This is a genomic window from Nonomuraea sp. NPDC054003, from assembly GCF_055585125.1.
On sequence record NZ_JBVJKR010000007.1, the window covers coordinates 206,022 to 232,338 of the forward strand.

Sequence of the window (26,317 nt, forward strand, 5' to 3'; positions counted from 1 at the left end):
TCGGCGCCGATGCCTTGGCCTGCATGCTCGTGGTGTCGAGGGCTGCGGCAGGAGGAGTGCTGCGGCATCGCCGCAGTGTTCCTGGCCGGCGCCGCCATGCCGTCCCGGCCGCAGCGCCGTCTGACCTCGGACGCGCTCGCCGACGCCATACGCCTGGCCGCCACCCACACCAGGATGGCGGCCGCCGCCGACGGCCCGCGCGCCGGATCCGCCGCACGAGGCCTCCCGGAGGACATCCTCAGCCTGGCCGGAGAGTCACGGAGCCGGTAGGCGAGATCGATCGATCGCCGCCCCGCCACCGTCGCGGCGCTTCAGGGAGGAGCATGTTCACGACGGAATCCACGCGGGTGCCCAGCGGCCGGTCAGTGCCTGTTCGACCTGATTGGACAGCATGTCGAAACGCGCCATCTCCCTCGATCCGAATCGTTGCCCGGCGGCTTGGGCACGCAGGACCTCCAGCTGATGGGTGATTGCCGGGCGCTGGTCGGCGGAAACGTGCCAGGCGAGGTCACGCAGCAGGGAGAACATCTGGGCCAGGACGGTGGAGTCGTGAGCGCCGTAGTGGAGGGGTTGCACCAGCGTCATCGTGAGCAAGTCGGCGATGTTCGGCTGATACAGCATGACCCGTACGTCGCCCCGCTCGTCACGCAGCGGCCGTGGCCCGAGCTGACGGCCTGCCAGCTCGCACAGGACGATCGACACATGGCCCAGTGCGTGGACGGCCGTGGTGGGATCGTTGATCCCCGGCGACAGCGCCTTGACGGCCACGTCGATGAGCTGCCGCAGCCCGTACGTCACGTCTTGAGCCGCGGTGCGTTCGGGCCCCGTGCTTATCGCCCTGGAGACCTGCCGGGTGAGCCGGAGCTCGACATCGGTGTCGAACGATCCCGCGGCACGCGGCCAGCCGGCTCCCAGCGGGGTCCCTGCGACCAGCAGGCTGCCCGGACAGCAGTCGATGAGCAGGACGGCGTCGGCCTCCACCGCCGCGGACAGCAGTGAGCTCGCATCCATCCTCAGCACGAAACCCGAGGCCCCAGCGCGCAGGGGCAACGTGTCAGGAGGCGGCGACACGGGTGTCACATCCAGCGACGCGGAACTCTGCGGCGGAAGGACCCGGCGGATGGTCTCGTTCGCCTCGGCGTGCACCCTGAGCAACGTCGTTTCCGCCCGCAACTCCCGGGCCAGGTGCGCGAGAAACAGCACGAGGGCGAGAACGCTGACCAGAGCCAGGACGAATCCCGTGGTCACCGCTATCTGGGGCACGAAGATGTCTCTTGACTCGCCGGGGGATCGGATCGTGCGCAAAACGGTGAGGGCATAGGTGAAGGTGGCCAGGAACAGCGCCAGGGTGGACTGGACGACCCGGTCCCGGGTGAACGTGCGTAGGAGGCGCGGCGAAAACTGACTGCTCGCGAGTTGCAGGGCCACCACCGTCATGGAGAAGGTCAGCGACGTCACCGTGATGAGAGAGCCGGCGATGGCGCCCAGCACTGCCCGGGCCGCGCTGGCACCCCCGCCGAACAGGTAGGGCGCCGCCCACGAGGGGACGTCGGGTCCCAGCCTCGCATCCAGTCGGGGTAGTCCCACTCCAAGACCCAGAGCAAGACCCACGCCGAGGGAGGGCAGCAGCCAGAGCTGGGTGCGCAGCATGTCTCCCAGGACAGCCAGCCTGCCCCGAAGATCGGATGGCCCCATCGTCTATCCCGTTCCTTGGACGATCGTCCGCAGACTCCGCTTTGATCACCTGGCCGGTGTTCGCCACGCCACACATGACCGTTTTGGCGGTTGAACGGTAGCGATGTCGCGGCCGGCGAGACGGAGGAATTCACTCCCTGACTCGAGAAGCACCCCGATCCCCGTTTCCTGTCTGACGCCGCGGCATGCCTTGAATACCCTGCGTGCGCCGTTCCTACCGTTCGCTTCCAGTGGGGCTGACCGCGTCGGGCGGGTGCCGGAACACGACGACCGGACACGGTGCGTGGTGTACGCAGTGCAGGGCCACCGATCCCAGCAGCGTGCCGATGACCGGCCCGTGCCCCCGGTTGCCCACGACGAGCAGAGAGGCGTCACGCGCGGCGTCGATCAGCACCGTGGCGGGATGGCCTTCGAACACCTGGAGGGTGACCGGTACGGACATGGAATCGCCCAGGACCTCGTCCGCCACCTGCTCCAGGAGTTTGCGCGCCGCACCGGCGAAGTCCGCATCGGAGAAGTCCATGGAGTAGCCATAGCTGGTCGGAAGGCGCCAGGCGTGGATGACGTGGAGTTCGGCTCTGGTCAGTTCGGCCTGGCGTGCCGCCCAGCGCAGAGCATCCTTGCTGGTGTCCGAGCCGTCCACTCCCACCAGGACGAAGGGCGCAGGAAGGTTCGCCATGGAGAGACCTCCTCACTGCTCTCACTCCATCATCGCTCGCTCTGTCCTGGGGACGCTGACCGGGAGGTCGGGGCGCTGATGGAGGTCGGACGCCTGTCCACCAAAGGGGGACGGGGGGTGAATGGCCGAGAGGTGAGTGGTATCTTGGCCACATGGCCAAGTTGGTCGACCGACCAAGTTCCGCCCGCGGGGACCGCCGCCGGGAGCAGCTTGTCGACGCTGGTGTCGCGCTCCTGTGCGAAGGAGGCTGGCCGGCCGTCACCACGCGCGCCGTGGCCGAGCGGGCCATGACCAAACCGGGCCTGATTCATTACCACTTCGGGGGCCTGCCGGGATTGCGGACGGCGATCGCCCGCAGGGCCGGTGAACTGATCATCGGCCCGCTCCTGGACGAGTTGCTCGCCGCCGAGGACGACCGGCAGGCGCTCACGGTCGTCCAACGGCTCACCTCCGAGACCGCCGGTGACGAACGGATGATCCGGATGGGCGTCGAGCTCATCGCGGGGGCGATGCGCGACCCCGCGCTCGGCGAGGTGCTGCGGGACGAGCTGCGGCGGGCGCGTGAGCGGCTCGGGCGGCGGCTGGGTGAGCTGCATCCGGACTGGTCGACGGGGCGTCGCTCCGGCGCGGCCACCCTGGTCGCCGCGTTGATCGACGGACTCATGCTCCACCGCATGCTCGACCCCGGCCTGGACACCGGCGAGGCGATGGCGGCCGTCGAGGACCTGCTGAGCCCTCAATCGGAAACAGTCAGGAAGGAACAGCATGGACATCGTGAAGAGGCCTGATCCGCCGTCGGGGCTGCGGCGCACGTTGTGGCGGCTGCCCATTCACCTGTACCGGCTGGGGCTGGGCCGGCTGCTGGGGAGCAGGGTGATGCTGCTCATCCATGTCGGTCGCGTCTCGGGAAAGCCCCGCCAGGCCGTCATCGAGGTCGTGGAGCGCGACGGGCGCGGCTACGTGGCGGCCTCAGGCTTCGGCCCGCGCGCCGACTGGTACAGGAACATCACGAAGACACCGGAGGTCGTCCTCCAGGTGGGCGGCAGAACCTTCCCCGCCGTCGCCCGGCTGCTGCCTGCTGAGGAGGGTGGTGAGATCATGGCTCGGTACGCGCCACGCCATCAGGCCGCCGCCCGCCGGCTCTGCGCCATCATGGGCTTCGCAGTGGACGGCAGCGTGGAGGATTACCTCGAGGTCGGGCGGCAGATTCCCTTCGTACGCTTCGTGCCGCAGGCCATGCCCGCTGCGGCTGCGGCGGGAGCGCGAGCCGGCCAACGTCAGGCTGGTCACTGAGGCCGCCCAGCGCGTGCTGCGGCGGCCGGTGCCCCGCAGGGCGGCCGACCTCCGCAGCGGCCGAAGCCTGGATCGGGGGAGACCTGTACGAGGTCGTCACCGCCCCGCACGGGGTGCGCCTGCTCGTCGGAGACGTCCAGGGCAAGGCCTGGAGGCGGTGGCCTGGGTTCTGGGCGCCTTCCGCTGAGCCGCTCACGACGAGCCCGACCTGGCCGAGGTGGGAGACCGGCTGGAGGCGAGCCTGGCCAGGCATCTCGGCGGCCCAAGCTGTACCGCGTTCCCTTCGGGGACGGGGAGCGCATCCTGTCTTCACCGACGGCGTCGTCGAGGCCTGGGACCGCGTCGGAGCCTTCTACCCTCTCCTCGAACATGCTCCGCTGCTCCTGGCCGAGGATCCTCAGGGTGCCCGGCCGCGTACCGGCTCCGACGGGTACGACGGAGGCCGGCATACCCGAAGATCCTCGACCTGCTGATCGACTTCGTGGCCGGCGGCCTCGCCTCAGGGCAAAGGTGATGTGTCACCGTCGGTTCGCGGAGCCGGGCCTCGCGCTCCTTTCGCGCGAGCGATGCGGGCGACAGCGGTGGTCACGCCGTCCTCGGCCCCGACCTGTGCGGCGAGCGCGCGGGCGGCCGAGGCCAGCACGGCCGAGGCCTCGACGGCGGCGGCAAGCTTGCCGGGCGTGAGGCGGCCGGTGACGGGAGCCGGCGCGACGCCGATGCGGTGCAGCCGATCGGCCCAGAACGGCTGGTCCCCGAGGAAGGGCCGGATCACCTGAGGGACGCCCGCGCGCAGCGCGGCGGCCACCGTGCCGATCCCGCCATGGTGCACCGCGGCGGCCACACGGGGCAGCAGCCAATCGTGCGGAGCTTCGTCGATCATCAGAACGCCGTCCGGCTCCGAGCCCTGTCGCAGGGCGCCCCAACCGGTGGCCAGGACCGCGCGGCGCCCGGTCAGCCGGACGGCCTCCAGCACCGTCGCGGTCAGCCTCTCCGCGTCGCCGCTGTATGAGCTGCCGAAGCCGACGTACACGGGCGGGTCGCCGTCTTCCAGGAACCGGGCCAGCCGTTCGGGCGGCGTCCAGCCGCCGGGAGTGGGCAGCGTCCAGAACCCGGTGGGCTGGGCGTCGGCGGGCCAGTCGGCGGGGGCAGGGAGCAGATAAGGGCTCCAGGCGTGCAGCACGCCGCCGGCCCTGACCAGGTCGGCCACCGGCCGGCACCGGCCGCGCAGACCGAGCGGCCCGGCCCGCCATTCCCGTACCGTGCCCCGATAGGGCGCCTCGACGGCGGAGGAGATGCGCCAGCTCGCCCGGTTGAGTGCGCGCGGCACGCGTACGGGAAGGATGGGAGAGGGGAAGGCGGCGGTGGGAAGGTAGAGCGGGAGCAGCAGTCCGGCGAGGGCGGGGACGCCGAGCTTCTCCGCGACGTACGGTCCGCCAAGGGATTTGGGGTGGTAGACGACCACGTCGGCCGGGCCTGCGGTGAGCGCGGCCTGGTCGTCGAGCAGGCGGCGGAGCATCGGCTTGACCGCGCCGGCGGCGGTGATCGCGGCGCGCACGCCCTGTCCTCGTACGGTGTCCTGCAGCGTGAGCATCTCGTCGGTCAACGGTGCGAACTCCACCTCGTGGGCGGCGGCGAGCGGCCCGAACCGCCGGGGCGCGGCCAGGAGCGGCCGGTGACCGGCGGCCATCAGCCCGCGGGCCAGGGCGAGGTACGGCTGGACGTCCCCGCGGCTGCCCATGGTGATCAGTAAGGGTCTCATCGCTGGTCCTTCAGCTCGTCCCACTCCTCCAGCAGGCGGGGGAAGCGGTCCATCATGAACGCGTACATGTCGCGCATGAGTTCCAGCCGCCGCCTGCGCGCCGGATCGTCGCCAACCGCCCGCAGTCCCTGCTCGGCCAGGGCGCGGAAGCTCTCGAACTCGGCCATCTTCGCGCGGAAAGCTCGGGCGAAGACGTCCTCGGCCAGCCGATAGCGATCGCGCCGCTCGCCGCGTACCCGGAACCGCTCGACCAGCCCTGCCTGCTCCAGTTGCCGCAGCGCGACGCTCATGCTGCTCTTGGCCACGGCCAGCGCCTCGGCCAGCTCCGGCGCGTCGGCGCCGGAGGTGCCGGCGGTCAGCAGCCAGCCCATCGCCCGGCCTGACGTGCGGCTCAGCCCGAGCCGCTCGTAGAAGAGCCCGGCATCCTCCACGAACTCATCGACACTCACGAGCCAAGCATATCGGTTTGTTCGGATGTTTCCGAACGGAATGTCGTCACGGGCGTCACGGTCGCTGCACTCCAGCATGACCTGCAGTGCCACCGCACACCTATTCAGCCCGAGCAGGGCCGAACCCGTATGCATGCTCCATGCACCCATATGGCTGTGATCTTTATTCTTTGGCGAGACCATGGTCCATCACCACGGGTGCTTCTTTCGGCTTCCCGGCCCGTTCGCTCTGCCCCGTGACTGACCGTCACCTCAGGCCACTCGCCCGGGAACCGGGTGATGCCGCTGCCTGAACAATCTGCGGGGCAATCGCGGCCAGACCGGATCGGTGGGGGACTCATCAACGTGCCGGCCCCCGCCACCGCTCACGACCTGAGCGCGGTGTCCTCGTTCCTGCTCGGCGCGATGCCCGGCTCTCTGTATGCCGGCCACCGCGGTGGCCCGCTCCGGATCGATGGTGTCACCGCCTCGGATGGGTATGCACAACAGAATCCTGGAAGGCCACGGCCACCGCATCAGTCCGGCCGGGTCGCGCGCTGCTCGGGAGGGCTCGCCGCCCACGCGATGGCGTCATCGAGTTCGTCGTATCGGAAGGGCCGCACTTCGGCTTGGACGAAGTGGTTCGCAAGGTGAGGCGCCAAGCCGGCGAGCTCGCTGTCGGATGCCAGGGCAACCTTTCTGATCTTCCGATGATGGTCGCGAACAAAGCGCACATGTCGAAGCAGGCTCGCGATGTTCTCCCAACCGGGGAACTTGCGAGCGTGGACGACGACGCCCGCCAATCCAGCGTGTGTTTCGAGCCAGCCGTCGGCTGTCAACGCCAGCGCATCGAAGTCCTGGGTTCGCAAGGGCTCCTTGACCTCGACCACGATGACCCCGGACTCGGGTACGAGACGGTGGGAGACACCGGGACCTTCAGGCAGCGAACTCAGCCAGCGCAGTGCCTCGTCGCGCTCCTGGTTACCGAAGACACACACCGGACACGGCATCAGAAAGCCCATGAGCCGACTCGATTCGCGGATCCAGCCGATGTCGCTCACCATCGCGCAGCCCTCGAACAGCCGGATGGAGCCAAGGCCGATCTTGAGGTCTTCCCAGCCGGCCCCCGGCGTGAAGGCCTGGAAATCCGGACCGAACTCGTAAAGGAGCCGGATATGGCGGCCTTCTCTCCGGGCTTCATCAACCCATCCCTGTCCCTCTTCTGTCCTGAGCGAGGTGCGGCCGACAGAAGACGGGCACTCGCCGTAGGCCGTGACCTGCCCTGGGTGCCCCGAGTAAGCAGGATCTGAGTCGCGACTTTGTTGATCGTCTGTCAGAGGTTCGCCAAGAGGACATTCAAGGTCGCATGGCATCATCGATTTCCTATGTCGCCCTCGGAACGGGGGCAGGGGACGACGGCCCTGCTGTGTGCTGGGTCCCGCCCGCCGCACAGGGATGAAAACGGCTCACTGATCGACAAGCACGCGAAGGCGCAGATCACGTGCGGGATCCCCGCCCTCGGGCGGGACCTGTCACGCGTGCGGCGACGACCAGGCGAGCACGCCCGCCTGGTCGTCGCCCACCTGGGACCATCCCCGTTCGCGCGGGGCCGACAAAACCATGACCTGGGAGCCCTATCTCCACGGTTGAGGATCGGCTTACGTACACCACTTCGCCCGACATGACCGTGACCCCTGCCCATACCCTGATCGCCTCTTCGCTAAGGAGCCGCAGCATGGATGACCCGACGCCCTTCTTCGAAGGCCCCTTCGACAGCGACGAGGCCGCCGACGCCATCGCGGAATTGGAAGAAGGCGATGACATCGCGGCGGCGATGATCGAGGTGCTCGACGCGTTCGTCCGCGACAGCGAGGACTATGCCGAGGAGGGCCAAGTGGAGGCCGCCCTGGCGATCGCCTGTCTGATCGCGGCCCGCATCTCGGGAATCGCTCCCGATGAGGCCGCTCATCACTGGCTGGACCGCAACCCCTTCACCGTCTCCGACGACCTGCGTCGCCTGGCCGCCGTGGCGTTCAATGTGGCCACCCGTGCCGACGACAACTATCTCCGCGAGGTCCGGGCCGCGGACTGGCCGGTGTTCCTGGAGCATCTGGAGCCCTACCGCAAGGCCCTGTTCGGTGAACCTCAGGAGCCGGCGGCCCCGTTCGTTGTGGACTTCTCCCGCCCCGGCAAGCACTGGCTCCAGGTGTTCTGGAGCACCACCGACCAGAGTCTGCCGCACGACAGCGCCTACGCCGATGTCGCCGGACACCTTGTCCAAGCTGTCAACGAGGCCCCGGACTGGCTCGCCTGGTGGCGTCAGGCCGGCCTGCAGGAACTGCTCGTCTTCGGGGAACTCGTGCCGGGCGTCTACAGCGAGCGGATCTCTCGTGGCCGCACCACAGCCGAGGTCTGGATCGGCTTCGGTCACTCCCCTGAAGTCTCCAGGGACTCCGCCATTCAGCAGGTCGCCGATGATGTTCGCACGGCTCTGAGCGCGGCAGGCCGTTATCTCGGCCTCGCCCCTGTTCCCTCGCTTCCCGCCCTTGACTGAGACATCCCGAAACCACCGGCTGGCAAGCGGAGCGATCGATCACGTCCGTCACCAGAGGCGACACATCAGCGTGCGGATGCCCAAGGCGCCGGTTTCGGCCGCCCGCGCCGCCCTGCGCGACGCCTTTCTGGACATCTCTGGCATCGGCGTGGTGATCACGCACAACCCGTTCGCCGTGAACGACCGGATTCCCGCTGGACCGGATGAACCCGTACGGATCGAGCCTGGTCTACGGCTGCGCGGCCGGGGACACAGCAAGGGCTGTGGTCGTGGTGGTCGGCGACTCCTGAACACCCGCACACCGGCGTGCAAGCCACCTTGGATGGGATGGCCACTGGGGCCAAATTCTGGCAAAGCTATTTCAAAGTCACTTCCACCACCCACGGCTAACCTCACAAATGCGGCAATTCGCCCGCAATTCCAGTTACCCTCGTTGGCAGCCTCGTACAACTCCGGAACAGGAGCGCTCGCACCTTCGAAAGGTTGATCAATGAACAACGACGCCGTGTGGGTTCGGGGCGTGACAGGTATGCAGCTGCACCACTCCACGGACCTCCAGGACGCCGGCCGCTTCCTGGGCAACGCCATGATGGCGCTGCGGGCGGCCCACGTACGAACCGGCGACGACCGGTACTCTGACCTCGCCTCCCAGCTGAAGACCCTGGTGGCGGAGGCCCGCACGCTGGAGACCCAGGCTCGGACCCGCCTGGAGGGACTGCACGCGACGCACCCGGAGCAGTTCGTACGCTGCCGTGAAGGCGAAGACCCGTGGCCGGACGAGATCCAGGCGGGGTTCATTCCCCGTCACACCTGCTACGACCAGTGCCTCTACCACGACCACGGTGTCCTCGATGCCATCACGCAGTGCACCTGCGGTCGTCCTCCGTGCCGTGCATGCGCTATCGGCGGCACGCCGTGAGGTGAAGCTCGCCTCGCATCCTGGCATTCAGCCACAGCACCGACCTGATCGCCGACCTCTCGGGGTCCAAGCGACGAGCGGCGAGGCCCGGTCGGCCCCGCCGTCGTGGTCTCGGTGATGTCCCCCGCTCAACTCGTCACGGCGCACTTGCCCCGGTCCTGCTTGACGGGCCCTTCCATGTTCGGACGTACGTCGAAGTCGAAGATCTCGGTGGGCAGGTAGAGCGAGCAGCAGGCGTTGGGAATGTCGACGATCCCGCTGACACGCCCTTCGATCGGCGCCGAGCCGAGGAGCAGATAGGCCTGTTCGCCGCTGTAACCCCACCTCTTGAGATACTCGACGGCGTTGAGGCAGGCCCTGCGGTAGGCCACCGTCGCGTCAAGGTAGTAGTTGGTGTCGGTGTCGTGGTCCACCGAGATCCCGATGAACGAGAGAAACTCGGAGTATCTCGGCTCCACGTTTCCCGGCATGAACAGCGGATTGGTGGTGACACCGTACTTCTCCATGCCTCCCTTGATGAGGTCGACGTGGAAATCGATGTAGCCGCCCATCTCGATGGCGCCGCAGAAGGTGATTTCCCCGTCGCCCTGGCTGAAGTGCAGGTCGCCTCCGGAGAGTTTGGCGTCACGGACGTGGACCGGGTAGAAGACCCGGGCGCCGCGGGTGAAGTTCTTGATGTCGTGGTTACCGCCGTTCTCCCGCGCCGGCACGGTGCGTGCTCCCTCGGCGGCGATCCGCTGTGCCAGGTCGCCGTTGGCGGTGCCGGCGAGCGTGTGCTCGGGCAACGGCGGCAGGCCGAGCGGCGGAACGCGTCCCGCGTCGGTGTCGATGAGCGCCTGCTCCCGGCGGTTCCAGGAGCTGAGCAACTCGGCCGACGGCGCGGTGCCGAAGAGTCCAGGGTGGGTGATCCCGGTGAACCGGACTCCCGGCAGGTGGCGGGATGTCGCGACCTGACCGTGGAAGTCCCAGATCGCCTTGTACGAGTCGGGGAAGTAGTCGGTCAGGAATCCGCCGCCGTTCCGCTTGGCGAAGATGCCGGTGTAGCCCCAGCCCTGTCCTGGTGCGTCCCCGACCTGCTGCGGCACCGGGCCGAGGTCGAGGATGTCGACGATGAGGAGGTCTCCGGGCTCGGCTCCTTCGACCCCGATGGGCCCGCTCAGCATGTGCGCGAAGCTCAGGTCGACATCGCGCACGTCGTTCGCCGAATCGTTGTTGCCGATCTGGGCGTCCGTCCATTCGCGGCACTCGACCCGGAACTCCTCACCGGGACGTACCATTTCCACCACGGGAATATCCGGGTGCCAGCGGTTGTGGCCTGGGGTCGCCTGGTCCTTCATCGGCTTCGACTGGTCGACGCTGAATACGACTTTCGGCATGACAGCTTCCCCTCCTTTGTCGATGACTCCTTCGCGGTCAGCGTGTCGCCTCACCTCTCTTCGAGCTCGGTCAGGTCCGGTGGAAGCGATGCGTGCCGGTGGTCCCCTGCGCCTCCGAAGTTTCGCCGGCCGGTTCCCCGTGTCTCGTCAGCGGCCACAGCACGGCGAACACCACCAGGCCGAACACGGCGAGAACGATCGCGAAGAGGGCTGTGGTGCGCCAGGATCCGGTGAGGATCATGAATGCCGGGATCGCCGCCGTGACCCATCCCTGGATAGCCGCGACCCAGCCCGTGTACCTGGTGATCTGCGTGCGTTTCAAGCCGAGCAGGACGAAGAAGAGCGTCCACAGGAAGGACCAGTAGAGCCAGATGACTCCGAAGCCCGGATCACCGAGGAGCCGGAAGTTGGCGTAGGAGTATCCGAGCGCCATGATGGCCACGAAGAGCGAGAAATAGCCGACACCTGTGGTGTCGAATCCGCCCAGCAGATTGATCCCCACATAGAGATAGGTGAACCCGAAGAGGTAGAGTCCCGACGCGTTCAGGAGCACGGCCGGATCGCCGGGGCTGAAGACGATCAGCAGGGTCGGTGTGACCACCTGCAAGGCTCCGACGAAGAGATTGAAGATCCCGGCTGCGCGCGGCTCGACCTTTCCCAGGAGCATCAGACCATTGAGGAAGAGCACTGCGCCCACGTACAGGAGTCCGACGGCTCCCATCCCCACACACCTCCTCACGCCCCGGACGGGCGGTGTGTTCAGGAACGCCACGAGTCCAGGCGTACGCAACGTTCGGATCGATCGTCATGCCTGCTCAAGGCCGAGGCAGGCGCGACAGCGCCGGGTGCTGCGGTGTCCGCCGCCGCTCGGGAGTCACGTGCGTGACCACCTCGGGTGCTTCCTGACTCTGTTCGTCCCGGGCCAGCGCGGCGGACATCGCCGGGGACTGCCGGGCGAGGCTCGGCGCGGTGAAGACGCGACGAGCCGGAGACCGGCACGCCGGGCAGTCGGCAACCGCCTCAGCGGTCCCTATCGGCAGGCGCACCTCGAACGGCCCGCACTCCAGACAGCGATACGCATAAGTCGCCATGACGCCCCCGTCGAGATCCTCATCGCCTCACTGACATGCGGCGATATAGGCCTTACATCCAGCACACCTCGGGGATTGTCGCCATGTCAAGACAAGAGTCAGGGGCGCGTGTGACGGGGACAACCCGTCGTCCACGACATCGGCTGCACCAGGGTGGATCGCCCTCGCTTGTCGTGAGGGAGTACGCATGCTCACCACCCGGTTCGTGCCAGGCTCGCCGTGCTGGATCGAACTCGACAGTCCGCACCTGGAGACCGCGAAACGGTTCTACGGCCGTCTGTTCTTGGTTGCGGGGCTGCGGCGCTCAATCAGCAGGACGTTCCGCCAGACGCCGTGGTGGCGGCCGATGCGTTCCCGGGTGCCGACCACCCGGAAGCCGAGCGCCTGGTGCAGGGCCAGGCTGGCGGCGTTCTCGGCGAAGATGCCGGACTGGATCGTCCAGATTCCGGCGTCCTCGCCGGCGGCGATGAACGCCGACAGCAGCGCCCGGCCGATGCCCTGGGCCTGGCATCCCGGGTGGACGTAGACGCTGTGCTCGATCACCCCGGCGTACACGGGCCGGGCCGAGACCGCGGAGGCGGCCACCCAGCCGAGCACCTGGCCGGTGCCGGTGTCGAAGGCCACGTAGCGCAGGTGGGGGAGCCTGGCCGCGGTGAAGCCCTCCCAGCTCGGGGCGGTGGTCTCGAAACTGGCCTGGCCGGTGTCCAGCCCTGCCTGGTAGATGGCCAGCACCTGGTCGGCGTCGTCGTCGCGCATGGGCCTGATCTCCGTCCCCGGCGGGGCGGCGGGCTTGGCGGCCTGGACGATCGCCGAGTGCACGCCGTCGCCGTGGCCGGCGGTCAACGTGATGTGCAGGTCCATGAACCCCGATGCGGCCAGCAGCCGCCGGTACTCCGCCACCGGCAGCGCCCCGGCCGCACAGCCGATCCGCTCTTCGACGGCCGCCCGCCGATCGGGGTCCGGTTCGCCGTCCGTCACGACGTCGCTGACACCGAACCGGCCACCCGGCCGCAGCACCCGGAACGCCTCGGCCAGCACCGCGGCCTTGTCGCTGGACAGGTTGATGACGCAGTTGGAGATGACCACGTCCACCGACCGGTCCGGCAGCGGCACCCGCTCGATCGTGCCGTGCAGGAACTCCACGTTGCGCGCGCCCGCCTGCTCGGCGTTGCGGCGGGCCAGGGCCAGCATGTCGGCGCTGGCGTCCAGCCCGTAGGCCTTGCCGTGCTCGCCGACGCGACGGGCGGACAGCAGCACGTCGATGCCGCCGCCCGAGCCCAGGTCGAGCACGGTCTCACCGGGCCGCAACTCGGCGACGGCCACCGGGTTGCCGCAGCCCAGACTCGCCCGTACCGCCGCTTCGGGCAGCAGACCGAGGTCGTCGTAGCCGGCGGCGCCGAATCGGCCCTGGTCGAAGGCTTCCGGGCCGCAGTCGGCGACCGTCCGGCCGGCCGCGGCGTCGCGGGCCAGCGCGGAATAGCGCCTGATGATCTCCTCTTGCGCCATGGCATCGCTCCTCTACTCGCAGGTGGGCGGGGTCGGGGCGGAGTTGCCCATGACCACGTCGGCGGCGGTCGGGAAACAGCTCACGCAGACCTCGTTGATCCGGTACAGGCCGGCGGTGCCCCGCCGCTCCACCAGCACGAACCGCACCTCGGCCAGAATCTTCAGATGGTGCGAGACGGTGGACTGGCCCACCCCTGAGGCGGCCACGATCTCGCCCACGCTCATCGGCGCGCGCCGCCGGGCCAGGAGCGACACGATCTGGATCCGCGACGCGTCTGCCAGTGCCTTGAACCAGCTCGCGTACTCTTCGGCCTCCGCGCGCGGCAGCGGCCCCGTTTCCTCGCTCATCGTTAATCGACGATAATAGATCAAAGGGAACAGCGAAAGCCCTGAGAAGCACGTTTGTCGAACGTGCGCCGGCCGCGCCATGCCGGCGGCGAGGACAAGGCACGTGACGCATCGCCTGCATCACCCACGAACAAGGCGCGACCCTTGCGTCATGAGCGTCCCCGTGTGGCTTGAGTACGTCAACGCCGGAGGCACCGCCGTGGCTCTTCGAACTGGACGTTCTCGCCAAGCTCGCGGAGCGCCACTGAGCCGGCTCGACGCAGAACCCGGCCGCTGATCTCACCCGGGGCGTGCGAGCAGGAGAGCCTGGCAGGCGGCAAGAAGATCGCCAGACAGATCACCCCGTTCGCGCAGATGGTCGATCCGGGCGATGTCGTTGATGGTGGTGAAGACCGCGTGCACGACGACCCGGGCCTCAGCTTCGATCAGCTCGGGTCGCTCGGCGGTGAGCAGGTGCACCCACTCGCTGACGTAGTCGTACTGGAGGCGCCGGATCGTGTGGCGTTGCTCGGCGGGAAGGTGGATCACCTCGGTGATCAACGTGCCGGTGAGGTGGCTGTGGCTGACCGTCAGGTCGATGTAGGAGCGCAGCAGCAGGTCGAGAGCGTCCCGAGGGCTGGTGGCGGTGGCGAAGGCGCGGGAGGCGTCGAGCTGCAGGGCGTCGGCGGCGCGGGTGAGCGCGGCCACCAGGAGGTCGGACTTGGCGGTGACGTGGTTGTAGATGCCCGCGCCGCTGATGCCCGCGGCAGCGCCGATGTCCTCCATGCTCACGGCCTGGTAGCCGCGCTCGTTGAACAGCCGGGCGGCCGCGTCCATGAGGACTTCCCGGCGGGAGGCGCGAGCCAGCCCCGGGCGCGGTTGATCGGACGGGGTCGCGCCGGCTGACGGGCCCGGCGCCTGAGGCAGGGCGACTTCGGTGAGGGTGCTGCCCATCGCGTGCAGCAGGTCTTCGAAACGGGCGCGCGGCAGGGTCACCGAGTGGTGGGACGGGCTGGCGAACGTGGCGAAGATCGCCCACACCAGCAGGTCGGCGTCGGCGGGGGAGAGGCCGGGACGGGCAGCGACGAGGGTCGTCGCCGTACGGGCCGCGATGGAGCGAAAGCGGCGGCGGAGCTGGTCGCGCTCGGGCACCGGGAGATTGCGGGACTCCCGCTGCCACAGCACGCCGAGGTCGCGCCGGTCCAGCGTCAGGGCGGCCATGGCGCGCAGGAGGCCGTCGACGTCACCGGCGGTGTGGTTGTCGACGAGGGTCTCGAACGCCAGGAGCCCGTCGAGGACGGTGCGCGCCAGCAGTTCCTGCTTGTTGCGGAAGTGCCGATAGAGGGCACCCGCCGTGATGCCGACCGCGCTCGCGATCTCTTCCATCGTCACGGCGTGGTAGCCCTGGCGATGGAAGAGCTCGGCGGCGATGGAGACGATCTGCGCCTTGCGGTTGCGGGGACGGCTGCCCCGGGCCGGCGCCGCCGCGGTCCGCGCCTTCATCGTCTTCCCCTCGGTCGAAGCCACCTGCGCATCGTAGGCCGGTACGTCAGCGGTACCCGCCCCCGCAGACGATCACTTCGCCGCTGATGTAGTCGGACTCGGGCGTGCACAGCAGGTAGACCGCGCCGGCGGCCTCCTGCGGGGTGCCGGCCCGTCCGAGCGGGATCATGCGTTCCATGGCGGACAACAGGTCGGGGTTCACGCCCACCTTGATCTCCCGGCCCTGGACGTCGATGGTGGCGTCGCCGCCGGCCGTCGCCTCGGTGAGCCGGGTGCGGATGAGACCGAAGGCGACAGCGTTGACGTTCACCCCGTACCGCCCCCATTCCTTGGCCAGGGTCCTGGTCAGCCCGACGACGCCGGCCTTGGCCGCGCCGTAGTTGGCCTGCCCGGCGTTCCCGCTGAGCCCGGCGATGGAGGAGATGTTGACCACCTTGCGCTGGACGTGCACGCCCCGGGTGCGCTCCTCCTTGACGCGGGCGCTGATGATCGGCTGGACCGCGCGCAGGATCCGGAAGGGCGCCTTGAGGTGGACGTCGATGATCGCGTCCCACTGCTCGTCGGTTATCTTCTGGACGACGTTGTCCCAGGTGTATCCGGCATTGTTGATCACGATGTCGACGCCGCCGAAGGTGTCGGCGGCCGTGGCGGCGAACCGGTCGGCGAAGCCGTCGTCGGTGACGCTGCCGACGCAGGCGACGGCTTCACCGCCGCTGGTTTTGATCAGTCGTACGGTCTCCTCGGCCGGGTCGGGGTCCAGGTCGTTGACGACGACGCGGGCTCCCTGCTGGGCGAGCTTCAGGGCGATGGCCTGGCCGATGCCGCGCCCTGAGCCGGAGACGAGGGCGGTCTTTCCGTCGAGCGTTCCCACGGGTGTCCTTTCGATGGTTCAGATGAGGGCGACGAGGGCTTGGCCGGCGAGGGTGACGGTGCCGTCCTTCAGCATCACTCGCAGGTCCAGCCGGGCCCGCCGTTCGCCGTCGGCCTCTTCGATCGCCGTGACGCGGCCGGTGCAGGTCGGCTGTCCGTGGACGGGGGTGATGGCGGCGAAACGGACGCTGTAGGAGCGGATGCGCTCCTGGGGCACCCAGCCGGTCAGCAGCCGGCCGAGGTAGGCCATGGAGAGCATGCCGTGAGCGAAGACGTCGTCCATGCCTGCGGCCCGGGCCGCGTCCAGGTCGATGTGCATGGGGTTGTGGTCGCCGGAGGCGCCGGCGTAGAGCGCGAGCGTCGTACGCGAGATGGAAGGCACGCGCAGCGGCGGCAGCTCCGTTCCCACGGCGATGTCATGGAGATTGTTCACGCGGCTGCCTCCCCGCGGACGACGATGACGTTGGTCAGGTCGGCGACGGGCTCGCCGGCTCGGGTGACGCGCGTTTCCCGGACGAGGAAGCGCAGGGCACCGCCCTTCTTCTCGTACGTGTCGGCGATGTGCGACTCGAAGGTCAGCTCGTCGCCGGCGTGAGCCATGGCGTGGTAGGTGAAGCGCTGTTCGCCATGTAGGACTCGGGCGAGATCGATCCCGGCCTCGGCGAGGAAGGAGAAGGGGTCGGGCCGGTCCATCTCCAGGCAGAACAGGAACGTGGGCGGAACGGGGAGGTCCGGGTGCCCGGCCTTGCGGGCGGCGTCGAGGTCGCTGTAGACGGGGTCGTGCTCGCCGATGGCCTGGGCGAAGAAGCGCAGGCGGCCCCGCTCGGCGGGCACGGTGAAGGCGGGTGTGCGCAGGTCCGCGGTCATGTCAGGCCGTCCGCTCGTAGAGGGTGACGACGCAGGCGCCGCCGAGTCCGAGGTTGTGCTGGAGGGCGAGCCGGGCGCCGTCTACCTGGCGCTTCCCGGCCTGCCCGCGCAACTGCCACACCAGTTCGGCGCACTGCGCCAGACCGGTGGCGCCGAGCGGGTGGCCCTTGGACAGAAGCCCGCCCGAGGGGTTGGTGACCACTTGGCCGCCGTAGGTGTTGTCGCCGTCGAGCACGAACTTCTCGGCCGTTCCCTCCGGGGTGAGGCCGAGGGCCTCGTAACTGATGAGCTCGTTGGTGGTGAAGCAGTCGTGCAGCTCCACCACGGGAATGTCCTGCGGGTCGACGCCCGATTCCTCGTAGACGCGGGTCGCGGCGGCCCGGGTCATGTCATAGCCGACGACCTTGGTCATGTCGCCGCTGTCGAAGGTGGTCGGGGTGTCGGTCGTCAGCGCCTGCGCCCGGATCGTCACCGTGGCGTCCAGGCCGTGCCGGCGGGCGAACTCCTGGCTGCACACCACGGCGGCGGCCGCGCCGCAGGTCGGCGGGCAGCACTGCAGTCGGGTCAGCGGCCCGTAGATGGGGGGAGAGCCCAGCACCTCCTCCTCGCTCACGGGGGTGCGGAAGACGGCGTAGGGGTTGTTCGCGGCGTGCCGGCGGGCCTTGACCGCGATCTTGGCGAAGGTCTCGGGAGCGGTGCCGTACTTGTCGGCGTAAGCCATCCCCGCGCCGCCGAAGTACTGCGCGGCGATCGGGGCGTGGTCGTCGATGCCCTGGATGGCGGTCATGGCGTCCGCGCTCCGGGCAAGCGGGCTGGGGCGGTCGTCCCAGACGTTCGCCAGCGCGCCGGGGCGCATCTGCTCGAAACCCAGGGCGAGCACGCAGTCGGCCACTCCGGACATGACCGCCTGCCGGGCGAGCCAGAGCGCCGAGGAGCCGGTCGAGCAGTTGTTGTTCACGTTGACGATGGGGATGCCGCTCTGGCCCAGGTCGTAGAGGGCCGCCTGTCCGCAGGTCGAGTCGCCGTACACGTAGCCGGCGTAGGCCTGCTGCACCTGGCGGTAGTCGATGCCCGCGTCGGCCAGCGCGGCTCGCGCGGCGCTCCCGGCCATCACGTCGTAGGGCTCGCTTGCGCTGGGTTTGGCGAACGGGATCATCCCGACGCCCGCGATCTGGACGGTACGGTCCATCTTCTGTCCTCCACGGGACTGGAGCCGACGACTCACTCTTGCCAAAGCGACATTAATCCATATTTACTTACGATATCAAATACGCAGCGAAGCAGGCATGTGAGCCTCATCAACGCAATATTTGATCTTCACTAGTGGAGGGACGATGGCCCTACCGTCGCCGCTGTCGCGGCTGGCGCTACCGCTCATGGCCGCGCCGATGACCGACGTCTCGGGACCGGAACTGGTGATCGCGGCGTGCCGCAGCGGGGTCATCGGCGCCTTCCCGACGCACAACGCCCGCTCATCGGAGGAGCTCGAAGCCTGGCTCGGGAAGATCACCGCTTCGATCGCCGAACAGGACCACGCCGCGCCGTTCGCCGCGAACCTGGTGGTCCATCGCTCCAACGAGCGCTTGCGAGCCGACGTCGAGTGCCTGGTCCGCCACGGCACCCGGCTGGTCGTCACCAGCGTGGGCTCCCCGGTTCCGGTGTTGGAGCCGCTGCACGACGCCGGTTGCCTGGTCTTCGCCGACGTGGCGAGCCTGCACCACGTGGAGCGCGCGATCGAGGCAGGCGTGGACGGGTTGGTGCTGCTGACCGCCGGGGCGGGCGGCCAGACCGGCTGGGCCAATCCGCTGTCGTTCGTCCGCGCTGTCCGCGCTCGGTTCGACGGGCCGATCGTCCTGGCGGGAGGGGTGCCGGACGGAGCCGCCGTCTGGGCAGCGCAGGTCCTCGGCGCCGACCTGGCCTATATGGGGACCAAGTTCATCGCCACGCACGAGAGCCTCGCCGGTGAGCGTTTCCGGGCCGCGCTGGTCGACGCGACCCTCGACGACGTCACCTTGTCCACTGCGCTCAGTGGCCTGCCCGCCAACTTCCTGCGCGCCTGGCTCGAGGAGCAGACGGCGGAGGCCGCGGCACCGGTGAAGGGCTTCACCCAGCATCGCCTGCTGACCCGGCGCCACGTGTGGAGCGCCGGCCACAGCGTCTCGGGGGTTACGGAGATCACCAGCGTCGCGGAGCTCGTCCGGCGTACCCGCCGGGAGTACGAGCAAGCGCGACAGGCGACGGCGGCCACGCTCGCCGGAACAGGGAGGTAACCATCATGTGGGGTTCGACACCGAGAGTGTTCGACATGGCGTGCGCGTACTACGCCGAGCGCACCGCACTCGTCGACGGAGAACGCCGCCTCACCTACCAGGAGATGAGCGGCTGGGCCAACCGCATCGCCAACGGCCTGTCGGAACTCGGCGTGGGCAAGGGCGACCGGGTGGGGCTGCTGATGCCCAACTGCCTGGAGTTCGTCCCCGCCATGGTCGGCATCTGGAAGTCCGGCGCGGCGATGACCCAGATGCCCGCCCGGGCCACGGCCGAGGACTTCTGCTTCTTCCTGGAGGAGGTGCAGGCCTCGACGCTCATCTACCACCAGGCCTTCGACGACGCCATCGCCCAGATCCGGGATCGGCTGCCCAACCTCAAGCACGTCGTCCGGCTGGCCAGTGGAGGCGACACCATTCTCGGCATCCTGGACTACCAGGAGACGTTCGCCGCTCAGCCGACCGCGCCGCCCGCTATCGAGCTCGCCGACGACGACCTGGCGTTCGTCGGCTTCACCTCCGGCACCACCGGCGTGCCCAAGGGCGTCTTGCAGACGCACGCGACCTGGTCGCACTACGCCATCACCGCGGGGCTCGAGATCGGCGACATCCGGCCGGGCGAGGTGTTCGCCCACGGCGCGCCCCTGACCCACTTCACGCAGACCTTCGTCATGCCGGTCTTCATGCGCGGCGGGACGAACGTCATCCTGCCCGGCCTCGACCTCGATCTGCTCCTGGACGCCATCGAGCGCGAACGGGTCACCGCCACCGCCGTCGTGCCCACGATCGTCTACATGCTCCTGGACCATCCGCGCCGGGCCGACGCCGATCTGTCGTCGCTGCGCACGGTCATCTACGCCGGATCGCCGATGGCCCCGGAGGGCCTGCGCCGGGCGCTGGAGGCGTTCGGCCCGATCTTCGTGCAGACCTACGCCGGCACCGAGCCCGGCTACATGACCTGCCTGCGCAAGGAGGACCACCGGCTCGACACCCCCGAAGGGGAGGAACGGCTGGCCTCCGCGGGACGGCCGATGTACCACGTCGAGCTCACCATCCGCGACCCCGAAGGCCGCGCCCTGCCCGCCGGCGAGATCGGCGAGATCTGCGCCGCCCAGCCCGGCCAGATGGCCGGCTACGTCAACAGCGGTCTCGACCCGGAGGTGATGCAGGACGGCTGGGTCCGCTCCGGCGACATCGGCTTCGTCGACGAATTCGGCTACGTCTTCATCGTCGACCGCAAGAAGGACATGATCGTCACGGGCGGGTTCAACGTCTTCCCCCGGCAGATCGAGGATGTCCTGGTGACCCACCCCGCCGTCGCCCAGTGCGCCGTCATCGGCGTCCCGGACGACAAGTGGGGCGAGGCCGTCAAGGCCGTCGTCGTCACCCGGCCCGGCGCCGAGGTCGCCGCCGAAGAGCTCATCGCCCTGGTCAAGGAGCGCAAGGGCAGCGTGTGGGCGCCCAAGAGCATCGACTTCGCCCCCGCCCTGCCGGCCAACCCCTCCGGCAAGATCGACAAGAGATCGCTGCGCGCCCCGTACTGGGCCGGGCGCCGCCGCCAGGTCAACTGACCGCACCCCCGAAAAGGACAAGGCCATGAAAGGCACAGCCCGGCTCTTAGCTTCCGTCCTGCTGCTGATCCTCGCCACGGGCGCCGTCCCCGGCCAGGTCGCCGCCAGCACGAGCACGGACCTCACCCCCGCCATCACCTGTCAGCGACTCGGCGGGATCGACCTCACGGGCCTCCCCGAAGCCCCCACTCGAATCCTGAGCGCGACCGCGGTCTCCGCCACTGCGCAGAAACCCGCGTACTGCCAGGTCAAGGGGTACGTCTCACCACAGGTGCAGTTCGAGGTCCGGCTGCCCTCCGAAGCCTGGAGCGGCCGCTACCTGCAACTCGGCTGCGGCGGCTTCTGCGGGTTCGCCGACCCGGACGACTCCAACCACCACCTGCCCGGCAACTGCGCCCCACCCGACGACGGCAAGGTCGTCATCGGAGCCGACAACAGCGGCCACATCGGGGCAAGCTCCGTCGACGGGCTGTGGGCGCACTCCAGCCCACAGCTGCGGGTCGACGCCGGCTACCGCTCCGAACACGTCACCGCACTGGCCGCCAAGGCCCTCATCAAGGCGTACTACGGCCAGGCGCCCAGGTACTCCTATTTCGCCGGCTGCTCCAACGGCGGACGCCAGGCACTCATGGAGGCCCAGCGTCACCCCGAGGACTTCGACGGCATCATCGCCGGAGCTCCGGGCAACAACCTCACCGCGCTGGCCGGCATGTTCTTCCCGTGGATCGCCAACGCCAACACCGCCCCCGACGGCGGCCAGATCCTCGGCGTGGACAAGATACAGCTCCTGCACCAGAAGGTGCTGGACGCCTGCGACACCGTGGACGGCCTGCAAGACGGCCAGATCGACGACCCCCGCCGGTGCTCGTTCGACCCAGCGAGCCTGCGCTGCACGGCCGGCCCACAGGCCGACTGCCTGACGGACGCGCAGGTGGACGTGGTCCGCAAGTTCTACCAGGGGCCGGTGGACGACAAGGGCCGTCGCCTGTTCCCCTCCGGCCTCCCCAAGGGCACCGAGCCGGCCTGGCTCGGATACGTGGTCGCCCCCGCCGGCCAGCGCGCCGTGCTCGCCTCACTCGGACTCGACTATCTGAAGTACTTCGGCTCCTGGCGCAACCCGCCCGCATCCTTCACGCTCGCCGACCACCGCTTCGACCGCAAGACCCTCGACAAGCTGCGTGACATGCGCGGCGTCTACGACTCCACCGACCCTGACCTGCGCGCCTTCAAGAATCGCGGCGGCAAGCTCATCCTCTGGCACGGCTGGTCCGACCCGGCCATCCCGGCCGGCAGCACGCTCGCCTACTACGACGCGGTGACCAAGCGGATGGGCGGCTCGCAGGCCACCCAGCAGTTCGCCCGCCTGTTCATGTTCCCCGGCGTCTACCACTGCACCGGTGGCCACGGCCCCGACACCTTCGACCTGTTCAGCCCGCTGTACGACTGGGTGGAGAAGGGCATCGCCCCGCGGAAGGTCATCGCCGGCAAGAAGAACGGCGACGACGTCGTACGCACCCGCCCCGTCTACCCGTATCCCATGCAGACGAAGTACACCGGCAGCGGCAGCATCGACGACGCGGCCAACTTCACCGGCGTCATGCCCGCCGAGCTCCCGGACGACAGATATCCGTGGGTGGGCGCGCCCTTCACCTCCGGCTACCAGGAGTGGTGCCGCTGGGAAGGCACGACACTCAAGTGCGGCCGATCCCAGCCGAAGTCCGGCTGACGCCACAGCGGGTGGCACGGCCCTGCGCCGTGCCGCCTCGCCAAGTCAGCAGGCGCAAATCTCACCGAGCACGGTGAGGGTCGCATCGCAGGAGCCGCAGGAGGACTGGCCCTCCATGGCCACTGTCCAGTACTCAACAGCGAGGCGAGGTCTGGATGGTGAGACGTCGGAATGGGTGAGATCTGCGTCGTGATCGACGACTGTACTGGTCATTTTTCGTTGTGGCCGTCGGCTGGCATGCGCCGGCGCGGTTGTACTCGTCGTGCGCGCGGTCGAGAGCGTCGGCGATGCCCCGGAAGACCTCGGCGAGTGCGTCCAACTGGATCTCGTAGAGGACGGTCCGGCCGGTCTTGGTCGCTCGCAGCACACCGCCGGCACGCAGCGGCGCCAGACGGAAAGTCGCACAGCAGCAGCGAGGAGCTGTTACGGGTCACTCGTGTCGGAGGGGTGAGCTGACAGGGGAGCGCAGGTGCAAGGGCCTGAGGGGCGGATCGCGCGTACGTCGCCGCGGACGTCCACGGCGATCTGGCAGCACTGCGTCAGAAGATCGCGCAGGCGGGCGCGGGCGCGCTGGACGCGTGACTTCATGCCCGAGGTCGAGATGCCCAGGTGTCGTGCCGCCTCGGTCTGGGTGAGGCCGTCGTACTCCACCATGGTGATCGCCTGCCTGTCGCGCTCGCCCAGCAAGGCGAGCAGCGGGGCCAAGCAGCCGGTCAGCGAGGTCAAGGCTTCGCGCTCGTCCGGCTCTCCTGAGGTGGTGAGTCGTTCCTCGGTCGCTGCACGGACTTCGGCGTTGCGCGTGCGTGCCGCGGCCCGCTGGTGGTCGATGATCGCGTTGCGCGTCACCTGGTAGATCCACGCCTCCAGGCGCTTGCCGTCACGGAGTCCGTTGATGCCTTTGCCGACCTTGATGAACACGTCCTGGACGATGTCTTCCGCGTCCGGGCGGCTGCCCACGCGGACGATGACGAAGGCGAGCAGCTGATCACGCATCGCCTGCCACGCATCGACCAGGTCCTCGGTTCTGGAGAGCATGAGGTGGCCTCCTGTCGAGGGAGGGGCACGAACTGCTCCGAGCCCCTCCCTCCATGGTTACCGACAGCCGCAGGTGCTCGGCGCCTCGTTCTCCGCCGTCCCCCCGGTCGTGGCCTGCCGGGTGCCGCAGCACTCGGCCTTGGCCTCACCCTCGCAGCAGGTCGTCATCGTGGTGGGCGGGCAGCATGCCGTCATGGTTGTGCCTTCCTCGTGATGGATTCGTACGTCAGATAGACGCCGCTGTCACGAGATGGACGCACTGTCGAACTGGTCGGCGGCGAAGGCCGCGAGCTGGAGGGCCGCACTCTTGTCGATGCCGAGTTCGGCAGCCGCTGCGAGCACCGCGTCGGCCGCGCTGGTGTGGCCGACGAGATGGCGGGTGGTGGCGGCGATCAGCCGGGCAGGCGTGTCATGGGCGAGGCCGAACTGTTCGGCGACGGCCTTGACGCCCAGGGTGGCCGAGCAGACGCCGGTGGCGGGCAGGTCCAACTGGACGTCGCGGGCCGCTTGCCAGTCACCGGCCAGGGCGGCGACGACCGAGCGGGCCTGCTCATATCCGGTGGCCAGCAGGCGGGTGGTGCCGAGGATCGGATCCAGGTCTCCCGGCGTGCCGGGAGACCAGCTCGACACCGGTCCCGTCCGGTCGTGCGCGTACGCCTCGGACCTTGAAGGACGCGGCCAGCTCCACCACACCCTTGTCGACCAGCAGCCGCAGGCCGGAGCCGAGCGAGCCGCGGGCGGGCAGCGCGTCGTCGTCCCCGCCGCCGTAGGCCCGTTCGGGCGCGTCGGCGCGGATCGCCCAAGTCAGCCGTGTGTCCGGTTCCCGGTCGGCCAGCTCCGCCAGGGCGAGGAGCGTGGTGGCCGCCGAGTGACCGGCGCCCACGACGACGGTGTGCCTGCCCGCGTAGCGGTGACGCTCGGCGCCCAGAACGTCGGGTAGCGCATGGTCGATCCACGGCCCGGCGTCGGCCTCTCCTGCGGCCGGGAGGCCGTTGGCGCCCATCACGCTGGGGGTGAGCCAGGCGCCTGACGCGTCGATGACGGCGCGGGCGAGCAGCTCTTCGCCGTCGTTGAGGAGCAGCACGAACGGTGCCGTCTCCCGTCCATGGGTACGCAGGCGGTCGGTGTCCAGGCGGCTGATCCCCCCAACCCTGGTTGAGTAGCGGGACGTACGGTGCGATGCCGGGAACCTGAGCCAGGGGTCGTAGATAACGATCGGCCAGTTCGGTGCCGGTGGGCAGTTCGTCCGGATCCGGGGCAGTCCAGCCCGCCGCGTTCCGACGGTCAGCATGGTCGCCACCAGGAGCAGCACCAGAGCGACCGTGACCAGAGGGGATTCCACGTCAGAAGCCGTATGCCGCCAGGGCCTCGCCGGCGTAGACGGCCAAGGGCGTGGCGAGGTGGGCGGCGTCGCGGGCCACGCCACGCAGCGTGTTGGAGGCGAACGAGCGCTGGAACTCCAGCCCGACATACGCGAGCCCGAGATGCGTGGTGGACAGGCCTTCGACCTGCAAAGGCAGCCCATGGGCGTCGAGGGCGCCGAGCGGGCGCAGGTAGTCCAGGCTGGGCCGGTAACCAGTGGCGAAGATGACGGTGTCCACGACTTCTCGGGTGCCGTCGGCCCAGACGATCTCGTCGCCGTCGAAGGCGGTGAACATCGGCCGCCGGTCGAACCGTCCAGCCTGCAGGGCGGTGGCGTAGTCGCCGGTGTCCAGGACGAGGGTGCCGCCGGCCAGGCGGGCCAGCCAGTGCGGGGGCAGGTCGTCGAAGCCGGTGGTGGTGTGCCAGTGGTGGATGTCGTGGCCGCCGACCATCTGCGGCATGAACTGGACCGGCTGCCGGGTCGCGAGGGTGACGGTGGCGACCTCGGCGAGTTCGTAGCCCACCTGGACGGCCGAGTTGCCGCCGCCGACCACGACGATGCGTTGCCCGGCGTACTCCTTGGGGTTGCGGTAACCGGCGACATGCAGCGACTGTCCGGTGAAGTGTCCGGGCAGCTCGGGGATGTACGGGTTGCCGAACGAGCCGCTTGCCGCGACGACGCCACGGGTTCGCAGGGTCTCGCCGGCCGTGGTGTGGACGAGGAACCCGCCCGCGCCGTCGGATTCGACTGCGGCGACCTTGGTGCCGGTGCGGATCTCGGCGTCGAGGGTGGCGGCGTAGCTCTCCAGGTACGCGACGGTTTCGTCACGGGTGGGGTAGCGGTCGGGGTCGCCGGGGAAGTCCTGGCCGGGCATGGCGCTGTGGCGGGCGGGCGAGAAGAGGGTGAGGCTGTCGTAGTAGCCCGCCCAGGAGCCGGTGGGCCGCTCGCCGGCTTCGAGGATGACGGGGGCCAGGCCTGCGTGGCGCAAGGCGCGGGCGGCGGCCAGCCCTGACTGTCCGCCGCCGATGATGATCGTGTCCATGCGGCGCATCGTATCGTCAAATCGTGAAATCATGAACTGACAATATGAAGCGGTAGGGTCGACCTGTGGAGACGACGAACGGGATCGAGCTGACCGACGCCGCGCGCGGCTTCCTCAAGGCGCTGGCCAGTGATACCCGCCAGCAGATCCTGCTGCTGTTCAGCGGCGAGTCCGAGCTGACGGTCGGCGAGGTGGCCGAGCGTCTCGGCCTGGCTCAGTCGGCCGCGTCCGCGCAGCTGGCGACGTTGCGTGACAGTGGCGTGCTGGTGGCGCGGCGGGAATGGAAGACCGTCTACTACCGGGTCGATCCGAACGGGATCGCGCGGGCGCTCGAGGATCTGCAGGCGACCCTGCGGGCGTGCTGTCCGCCGGACGGCTCATGCGGCTGATTTGACATTCTTCTAACCAGCGCCGCATGATGGGCTCTGTTTAGAAAGATATCTAAT

The 26,317-nt window shown here is 69.0% G+C and carries 28 protein-coding genes; 9 read left to right on the plus strand and 19 right to left on the minus strand.

Annotated elements, in window-relative coordinates:
* The first annotated feature begins 9 nt into the window (after window positions 1-9).
* Entirely contained in the window at window positions 10-270 is a 261-nt protein-coding gene (locus ACZ6YG_RS20210) for a hypothetical protein (RefSeq protein ID WP_222708888.1), read from the plus strand.
* 57 nt (window positions 271-327) lie between these two features.
* On the opposite strand, the gene ACZ6YG_RS20215 is transcribed toward ACZ6YG_RS20210, so the two are convergent.
* On the minus strand, window positions 328-1,650 hold the full coding sequence (locus ACZ6YG_RS20215) for a DUF2254 domain-containing protein (RefSeq protein WP_466018860.1): 1,323 nt from the start codon (window positions 1,648-1,650) through the stop codon (window positions 328-330).
* 259 nt (window positions 1,651-1,909) lie between these two features.
* Window positions 1,910-2,374 carry a universal stress protein gene (locus tag ACZ6YG_RS20220; RefSeq protein WP_466018861.1) on the minus strand — a complete coding sequence of 155 codons (465 nt, stop codon included), beginning with the start codon at window positions 2,372-2,374 and terminating at the stop codon, window positions 1,910-1,912.
* A gap of 152 nt (window positions 2,375-2,526) precedes the next feature.
* Between ACZ6YG_RS20220 and ACZ6YG_RS20225 the strand changes: the two genes are divergently transcribed.
* On the plus strand, window positions 2,527-3,162 hold the full coding sequence (locus ACZ6YG_RS20225) for a TetR/AcrR family transcriptional regulator (protein WP_466018862.1): 636 nt from the start codon (window positions 2,527-2,529) through the stop codon (window positions 3,160-3,162).
* Window positions 3,140-3,667 carry a nitroreductase family deazaflavin-dependent oxidoreductase gene (locus ACZ6YG_RS20230; RefSeq protein ID WP_148030831.1) on the plus strand — a complete coding sequence of 176 codons (528 nt, stop codon included), beginning with the start codon at window positions 3,140-3,142 and terminating at the stop codon, window positions 3,665-3,667. Before ACZ6YG_RS20225 ends, ACZ6YG_RS20230 begins: the two co-directional genes overlap by 23 nt.
* 499 nt (window positions 3,668-4,166) lie before the next feature.
* Here ACZ6YG_RS20230 and ACZ6YG_RS20235 read toward each other — a convergent pair whose 3' ends face one another.
* The 3 genes from ACZ6YG_RS20235 to ACZ6YG_RS20245 form a co-directional block, all read right to left on the minus strand.
* On the minus strand, window positions 4,167-5,426 hold the full coding sequence (locus ACZ6YG_RS20235) for a glycosyltransferase (protein ID WP_466018863.1): 1,260 nt from the start codon (window positions 5,424-5,426) through the stop codon (window positions 4,167-4,169).
* The gene (locus ACZ6YG_RS20240; protein ID WP_187281085.1) at window positions 5,423-5,875 is read right to left on the minus strand and encodes a GbsR/MarR family transcriptional regulator; all 453 of its coding nucleotides are present in this window, start codon (window positions 5,873-5,875) and stop codon (window positions 5,423-5,425) included. The genes ACZ6YG_RS20235 and ACZ6YG_RS20240 overlap by 4 nt, the downstream gene beginning before the upstream one ends.
* 515 nt (window positions 5,876-6,390) lie before the next feature.
* Entirely contained in the window at window positions 6,391-7,230 is an 840-nt protein-coding gene (locus ACZ6YG_RS20245; RefSeq protein ID WP_466018864.1) for a SpoIIAA family protein, read from the minus strand.
* Between the two features lie 359 nt (window positions 7,231-7,589).
* Between ACZ6YG_RS20245 and ACZ6YG_RS20250 the strand changes: the two genes are divergently transcribed.
* Complete coding sequence (locus ACZ6YG_RS20250; RefSeq protein ID WP_466018865.1) at window positions 7,590-8,408, plus strand: DUF4259 domain-containing protein; 819 nt, start codon at window positions 7,590-7,592, stop codon at window positions 8,406-8,408.
* Window positions 8,409-8,898: 490 nt separating this feature from the next.
* A complete protein-coding gene (locus ACZ6YG_RS20255; RefSeq protein ID WP_148030836.1) occupies window positions 8,899-9,327 on the plus strand; it encodes a hypothetical protein in 429 nt (142 codons plus the stop codon).
* A gap of 128 nt (window positions 9,328-9,455) precedes the next feature.
* Here the strand turns inward: ACZ6YG_RS20255 and fmdA are convergent, their stop codons facing one another.
* The 10 genes from fmdA to ACZ6YG_RS20305 form a co-directional block, all read right to left on the minus strand.
* Window positions 9,456-10,703 carry a formamidase gene (fmdA, locus tag ACZ6YG_RS20260; protein WP_148030837.1) on the minus strand — a complete coding sequence of 416 codons (1,248 nt, stop codon included), beginning with the start codon at window positions 10,701-10,703 and terminating at the stop codon, window positions 9,456-9,458.
* Window positions 10,704-10,773: 70 nt separating this feature from the next.
* Entirely contained in the window at window positions 10,774-11,424 is a 651-nt protein-coding gene (locus ACZ6YG_RS20265) for an AmiS/UreI family transporter (RefSeq protein WP_466018866.1), read from the minus strand.
* A 94-nt stretch (window positions 11,425-11,518) separates the two neighbouring features.
* The gene (locus ACZ6YG_RS20270) at window positions 11,519-11,794 is read right to left on the minus strand and encodes an FmdB family zinc ribbon protein (protein ID WP_148030839.1); all 276 of its coding nucleotides are present in this window, start codon (window positions 11,792-11,794) and stop codon (window positions 11,519-11,521) included.
* Between the two features lie 267 nt (window positions 11,795-12,061).
* On the minus strand, window positions 12,062-13,300 hold the full coding sequence (locus tag ACZ6YG_RS20275; RefSeq protein WP_148030840.1) for a GNAT family N-acetyltransferase: 1,239 nt from the start codon (window positions 13,298-13,300) through the stop codon (window positions 12,062-12,064).
* A 12-nt stretch (window positions 13,301-13,312) separates the two neighbouring features.
* On the minus strand, window positions 13,313-13,648 hold the full coding sequence (locus ACZ6YG_RS20280; RefSeq protein WP_148030841.1) for an ArsR/SmtB family transcription factor: 336 nt from the start codon (window positions 13,646-13,648) through the stop codon (window positions 13,313-13,315).
* Window positions 13,649-13,927: 279 nt separating this feature from the next.
* The gene (locus tag ACZ6YG_RS20285) at window positions 13,928-15,154 is read right to left on the minus strand and encodes a TetR/AcrR family transcriptional regulator (protein ID WP_148030842.1); all 1,227 of its coding nucleotides are present in this window, start codon (window positions 15,152-15,154) and stop codon (window positions 13,928-13,930) included.
* Window positions 15,155-15,176: 22 nt separating this feature from the next.
* Window positions 15,177-16,001 (minus strand): SDR family NAD(P)-dependent oxidoreductase, encoded by an 825-nt coding sequence (locus ACZ6YG_RS20290; RefSeq protein WP_148030843.1) that lies wholly within the window; start codon window positions 15,999-16,001, stop codon window positions 15,177-15,179.
* Window positions 16,002-16,019: 18 nt separating this feature from the next.
* Window positions 16,020-16,433 carry a MaoC family dehydratase gene (locus ACZ6YG_RS20295; protein WP_148030844.1) on the minus strand — a complete coding sequence of 138 codons (414 nt, stop codon included), beginning with the start codon at window positions 16,431-16,433 and terminating at the stop codon, window positions 16,020-16,022.
* A complete protein-coding gene (locus ACZ6YG_RS20300) occupies window positions 16,430-16,867 on the minus strand; it encodes a MaoC family dehydratase N-terminal domain-containing protein (protein WP_148030845.1) in 438 nt (145 codons plus the stop codon). Before ACZ6YG_RS20300 ends, ACZ6YG_RS20295 begins: the two co-directional genes overlap by 4 nt.
* 1 nt (window position 16,868) lies before the next feature.
* Window positions 16,869-18,056, minus strand: coding sequence for a lipid-transfer protein (locus tag ACZ6YG_RS20305; protein ID WP_466018867.1), 1,188 nt, complete (start codon window positions 18,054-18,056; stop codon window positions 16,869-16,871).
* Between the two features lie 145 nt (window positions 18,057-18,201).
* On the opposite strand from ACZ6YG_RS20305, the gene ACZ6YG_RS20310 reads away from it, so the two are divergent.
* The 3 genes from ACZ6YG_RS20310 to ACZ6YG_RS20320 are packed head-to-tail and all read left to right on the plus strand — an operon-like array spanning window position 18,202 to window position 22,431.
* Window positions 18,202-19,137: an NAD(P)H-dependent flavin oxidoreductase gene (locus tag ACZ6YG_RS20310; RefSeq protein ID WP_148030847.1), complete on the plus strand. Its 936-nt coding sequence runs from the start codon at window positions 18,202-18,204 to the stop codon at window positions 19,135-19,137.
* Between the two features lie 5 nt (window positions 19,138-19,142).
* On the plus strand, window positions 19,143-20,705 hold the full coding sequence (locus tag ACZ6YG_RS20315) for an acyl-CoA synthetase (protein ID WP_466018868.1): 1,563 nt from the start codon (window positions 19,143-19,145) through the stop codon (window positions 20,703-20,705).
* A 25-nt stretch (window positions 20,706-20,730) separates the two neighbouring features.
* Window positions 20,731-22,431 (plus strand): tannase/feruloyl esterase family alpha/beta hydrolase, encoded by a 1,701-nt coding sequence (locus tag ACZ6YG_RS20320; RefSeq protein WP_466018869.1) that lies wholly within the window; start codon window positions 20,731-20,733, stop codon window positions 22,429-22,431.
* Between the two features lie 423 nt (window positions 22,432-22,854).
* On the opposite strand, the gene ACZ6YG_RS20325 is transcribed toward ACZ6YG_RS20320, so the two are convergent.
* The 4 genes from ACZ6YG_RS20325 to ACZ6YG_RS20340 form a co-directional block, all read right to left on the minus strand.
* Window positions 22,855-23,466 carry a sigma-70 family RNA polymerase sigma factor gene (locus ACZ6YG_RS20325; protein WP_466018870.1) on the minus strand — a complete coding sequence of 204 codons (612 nt, stop codon included), beginning with the start codon at window positions 23,464-23,466 and terminating at the stop codon, window positions 22,855-22,857.
* Window positions 23,467-23,709: 243 nt separating this feature from the next.
* Complete coding sequence (locus tag ACZ6YG_RS20330; protein WP_466018871.1) at window positions 23,710-24,096, minus strand: hypothetical protein; 387 nt, start codon at window positions 24,094-24,096, stop codon at window positions 23,710-23,712.
* Window positions 24,017-24,808, minus strand: a complete 792-nt coding sequence (locus tag ACZ6YG_RS20335; RefSeq protein WP_466018872.1) for a hypothetical protein — start codon at window positions 24,806-24,808, stop codon at window positions 24,017-24,019. The genes ACZ6YG_RS20330 and ACZ6YG_RS20335 overlap by 80 nt, the downstream gene beginning before the upstream one ends.
* Window position 24,809: 1 nt before the next feature.
* Entirely contained in the window at window positions 24,810-25,871 is a 1,062-nt protein-coding gene (locus tag ACZ6YG_RS20340) for a flavin-containing monooxygenase (protein ID WP_466018873.1), read from the minus strand.
* A 65-nt stretch (window positions 25,872-25,936) separates the two neighbouring features.
* Between ACZ6YG_RS20340 and ACZ6YG_RS20345 the strand changes: the two genes are divergently transcribed.
* Entirely contained in the window at window positions 25,937-26,260 is a 324-nt protein-coding gene (locus tag ACZ6YG_RS20345; RefSeq protein ID WP_466018874.1) for an ArsR/SmtB family transcription factor, read from the plus strand.
* The last annotated feature ends 57 nt before the right edge of the window (window positions 26,261-26,317 follow it).

What these genes read in the sequence shown, in the direction of transcription:
- ACZ6YG_RS20210 (WP_222708888.1), top strand. Translation starts at nt 10, where the DNA reads ATGCCTTGGCCTGCATGCTCGTGGTGTCGAGGGCTGCGGCAGGAGGAG.
- ACZ6YG_RS20215 (WP_466018860.1), bottom strand. Translation starts at nt 1,650, where the DNA reads ATGCTGCGCACCCAGCTCTGGCTGCTGCCCTCCCTCGGCGTGGGTCTT.
- ACZ6YG_RS20220 (WP_466018861.1), bottom strand. Translation starts at nt 2,374, where the DNA reads ATGGCGAACCTTCCTGCGCCCTTCGTCCTGGTGGGAGTGGACGGCTCG.
- ACZ6YG_RS20225 (WP_466018862.1), top strand. Translation starts at nt 2,527, where the DNA reads ATGGCCAAGTTGGTCGACCGACCAAGTTCCGCCCGCGGGGACCGCCGC.
- ACZ6YG_RS20230 (WP_148030831.1), top strand. Translation starts at nt 3,140, where the DNA reads ATGGACATCGTGAAGAGGCCTGATCCGCCGTCGGGGCTGCGGCGCACG.
- ACZ6YG_RS20235 (WP_466018863.1), bottom strand. Translation starts at nt 5,426, where the DNA reads ATGAGACCCTTACTGATCACCATGGGCAGCCGCGGGGACGTCCAGCCG.
- ACZ6YG_RS20245 (WP_466018864.1), bottom strand. Translation starts at nt 7,230, where the DNA reads ATGATGCCATGCGACCTTGAATGTCCTCTTGGCGAACCTCTGACAGAC.
- ACZ6YG_RS20250 (WP_466018865.1), top strand. Translation starts at nt 7,590, where the DNA reads ATGGATGACCCGACGCCCTTCTTCGAAGGCCCCTTCGACAGCGACGAG.
- ACZ6YG_RS20255 (WP_148030836.1), top strand. Translation starts at nt 8,899, where the DNA reads ATGAACAACGACGCCGTGTGGGTTCGGGGCGTGACAGGTATGCAGCTG.
- fmdA (WP_148030837.1), bottom strand. Translation starts at nt 10,703, where the DNA reads ATGCCGAAAGTCGTATTCAGCGTCGACCAGTCGAAGCCGATGAAGGAC.
- ACZ6YG_RS20265 (WP_466018866.1), bottom strand. Translation starts at nt 11,424, where the DNA reads ATGGGAGCCGTCGGACTCCTGTACGTGGGCGCAGTGCTCTTCCTCAAT.
- ACZ6YG_RS20270 (WP_148030839.1), bottom strand. Translation starts at nt 11,794, where the DNA reads ATGGCGACTTATGCGTATCGCTGTCTGGAGTGCGGGCCGTTCGAGGTG.
- ACZ6YG_RS20275 (WP_148030840.1), bottom strand. Translation starts at nt 13,300, where the DNA reads ATGGCGCAAGAGGAGATCATCAGGCGCTATTCCGCGCTGGCCCGCGAC.
- ACZ6YG_RS20280 (WP_148030841.1), bottom strand. Translation starts at nt 13,648, where the DNA reads ATGAGCGAGGAAACGGGGCCGCTGCCGCGCGCGGAGGCCGAAGAGTAC.
- ACZ6YG_RS20300 (WP_148030845.1), bottom strand. Translation starts at nt 16,867, where the DNA reads ATGACCGCGGACCTGCGCACACCCGCCTTCACCGTGCCCGCCGAGCGG.
- ACZ6YG_RS20305 (WP_466018867.1), bottom strand. Translation starts at nt 18,056, where the DNA reads ATGGACCGTACCGTCCAGATCGCGGGCGTCGGGATGATCCCGTTCGCC.
- ACZ6YG_RS20310 (WP_148030847.1), top strand. Translation starts at nt 18,202, where the DNA reads ATGGCCCTACCGTCGCCGCTGTCGCGGCTGGCGCTACCGCTCATGGCC.
- ACZ6YG_RS20315 (WP_466018868.1), top strand. Translation starts at nt 19,143, where the DNA reads ATGTGGGGTTCGACACCGAGAGTGTTCGACATGGCGTGCGCGTACTAC.
- ACZ6YG_RS20320 (WP_466018869.1), top strand. Translation starts at nt 20,731, where the DNA reads ATGAAAGGCACAGCCCGGCTCTTAGCTTCCGTCCTGCTGCTGATCCTC.
- ACZ6YG_RS20325 (WP_466018870.1), bottom strand. Translation starts at nt 23,466, where the DNA reads ATGCTCTCCAGAACCGAGGACCTGGTCGATGCGTGGCAGGCGATGCGT.
- ACZ6YG_RS20340 (WP_466018873.1), bottom strand. Translation starts at nt 25,871, where the DNA reads ATGGACACGATCATCATCGGCGGCGGACAGTCAGGGCTGGCCGCCGCC.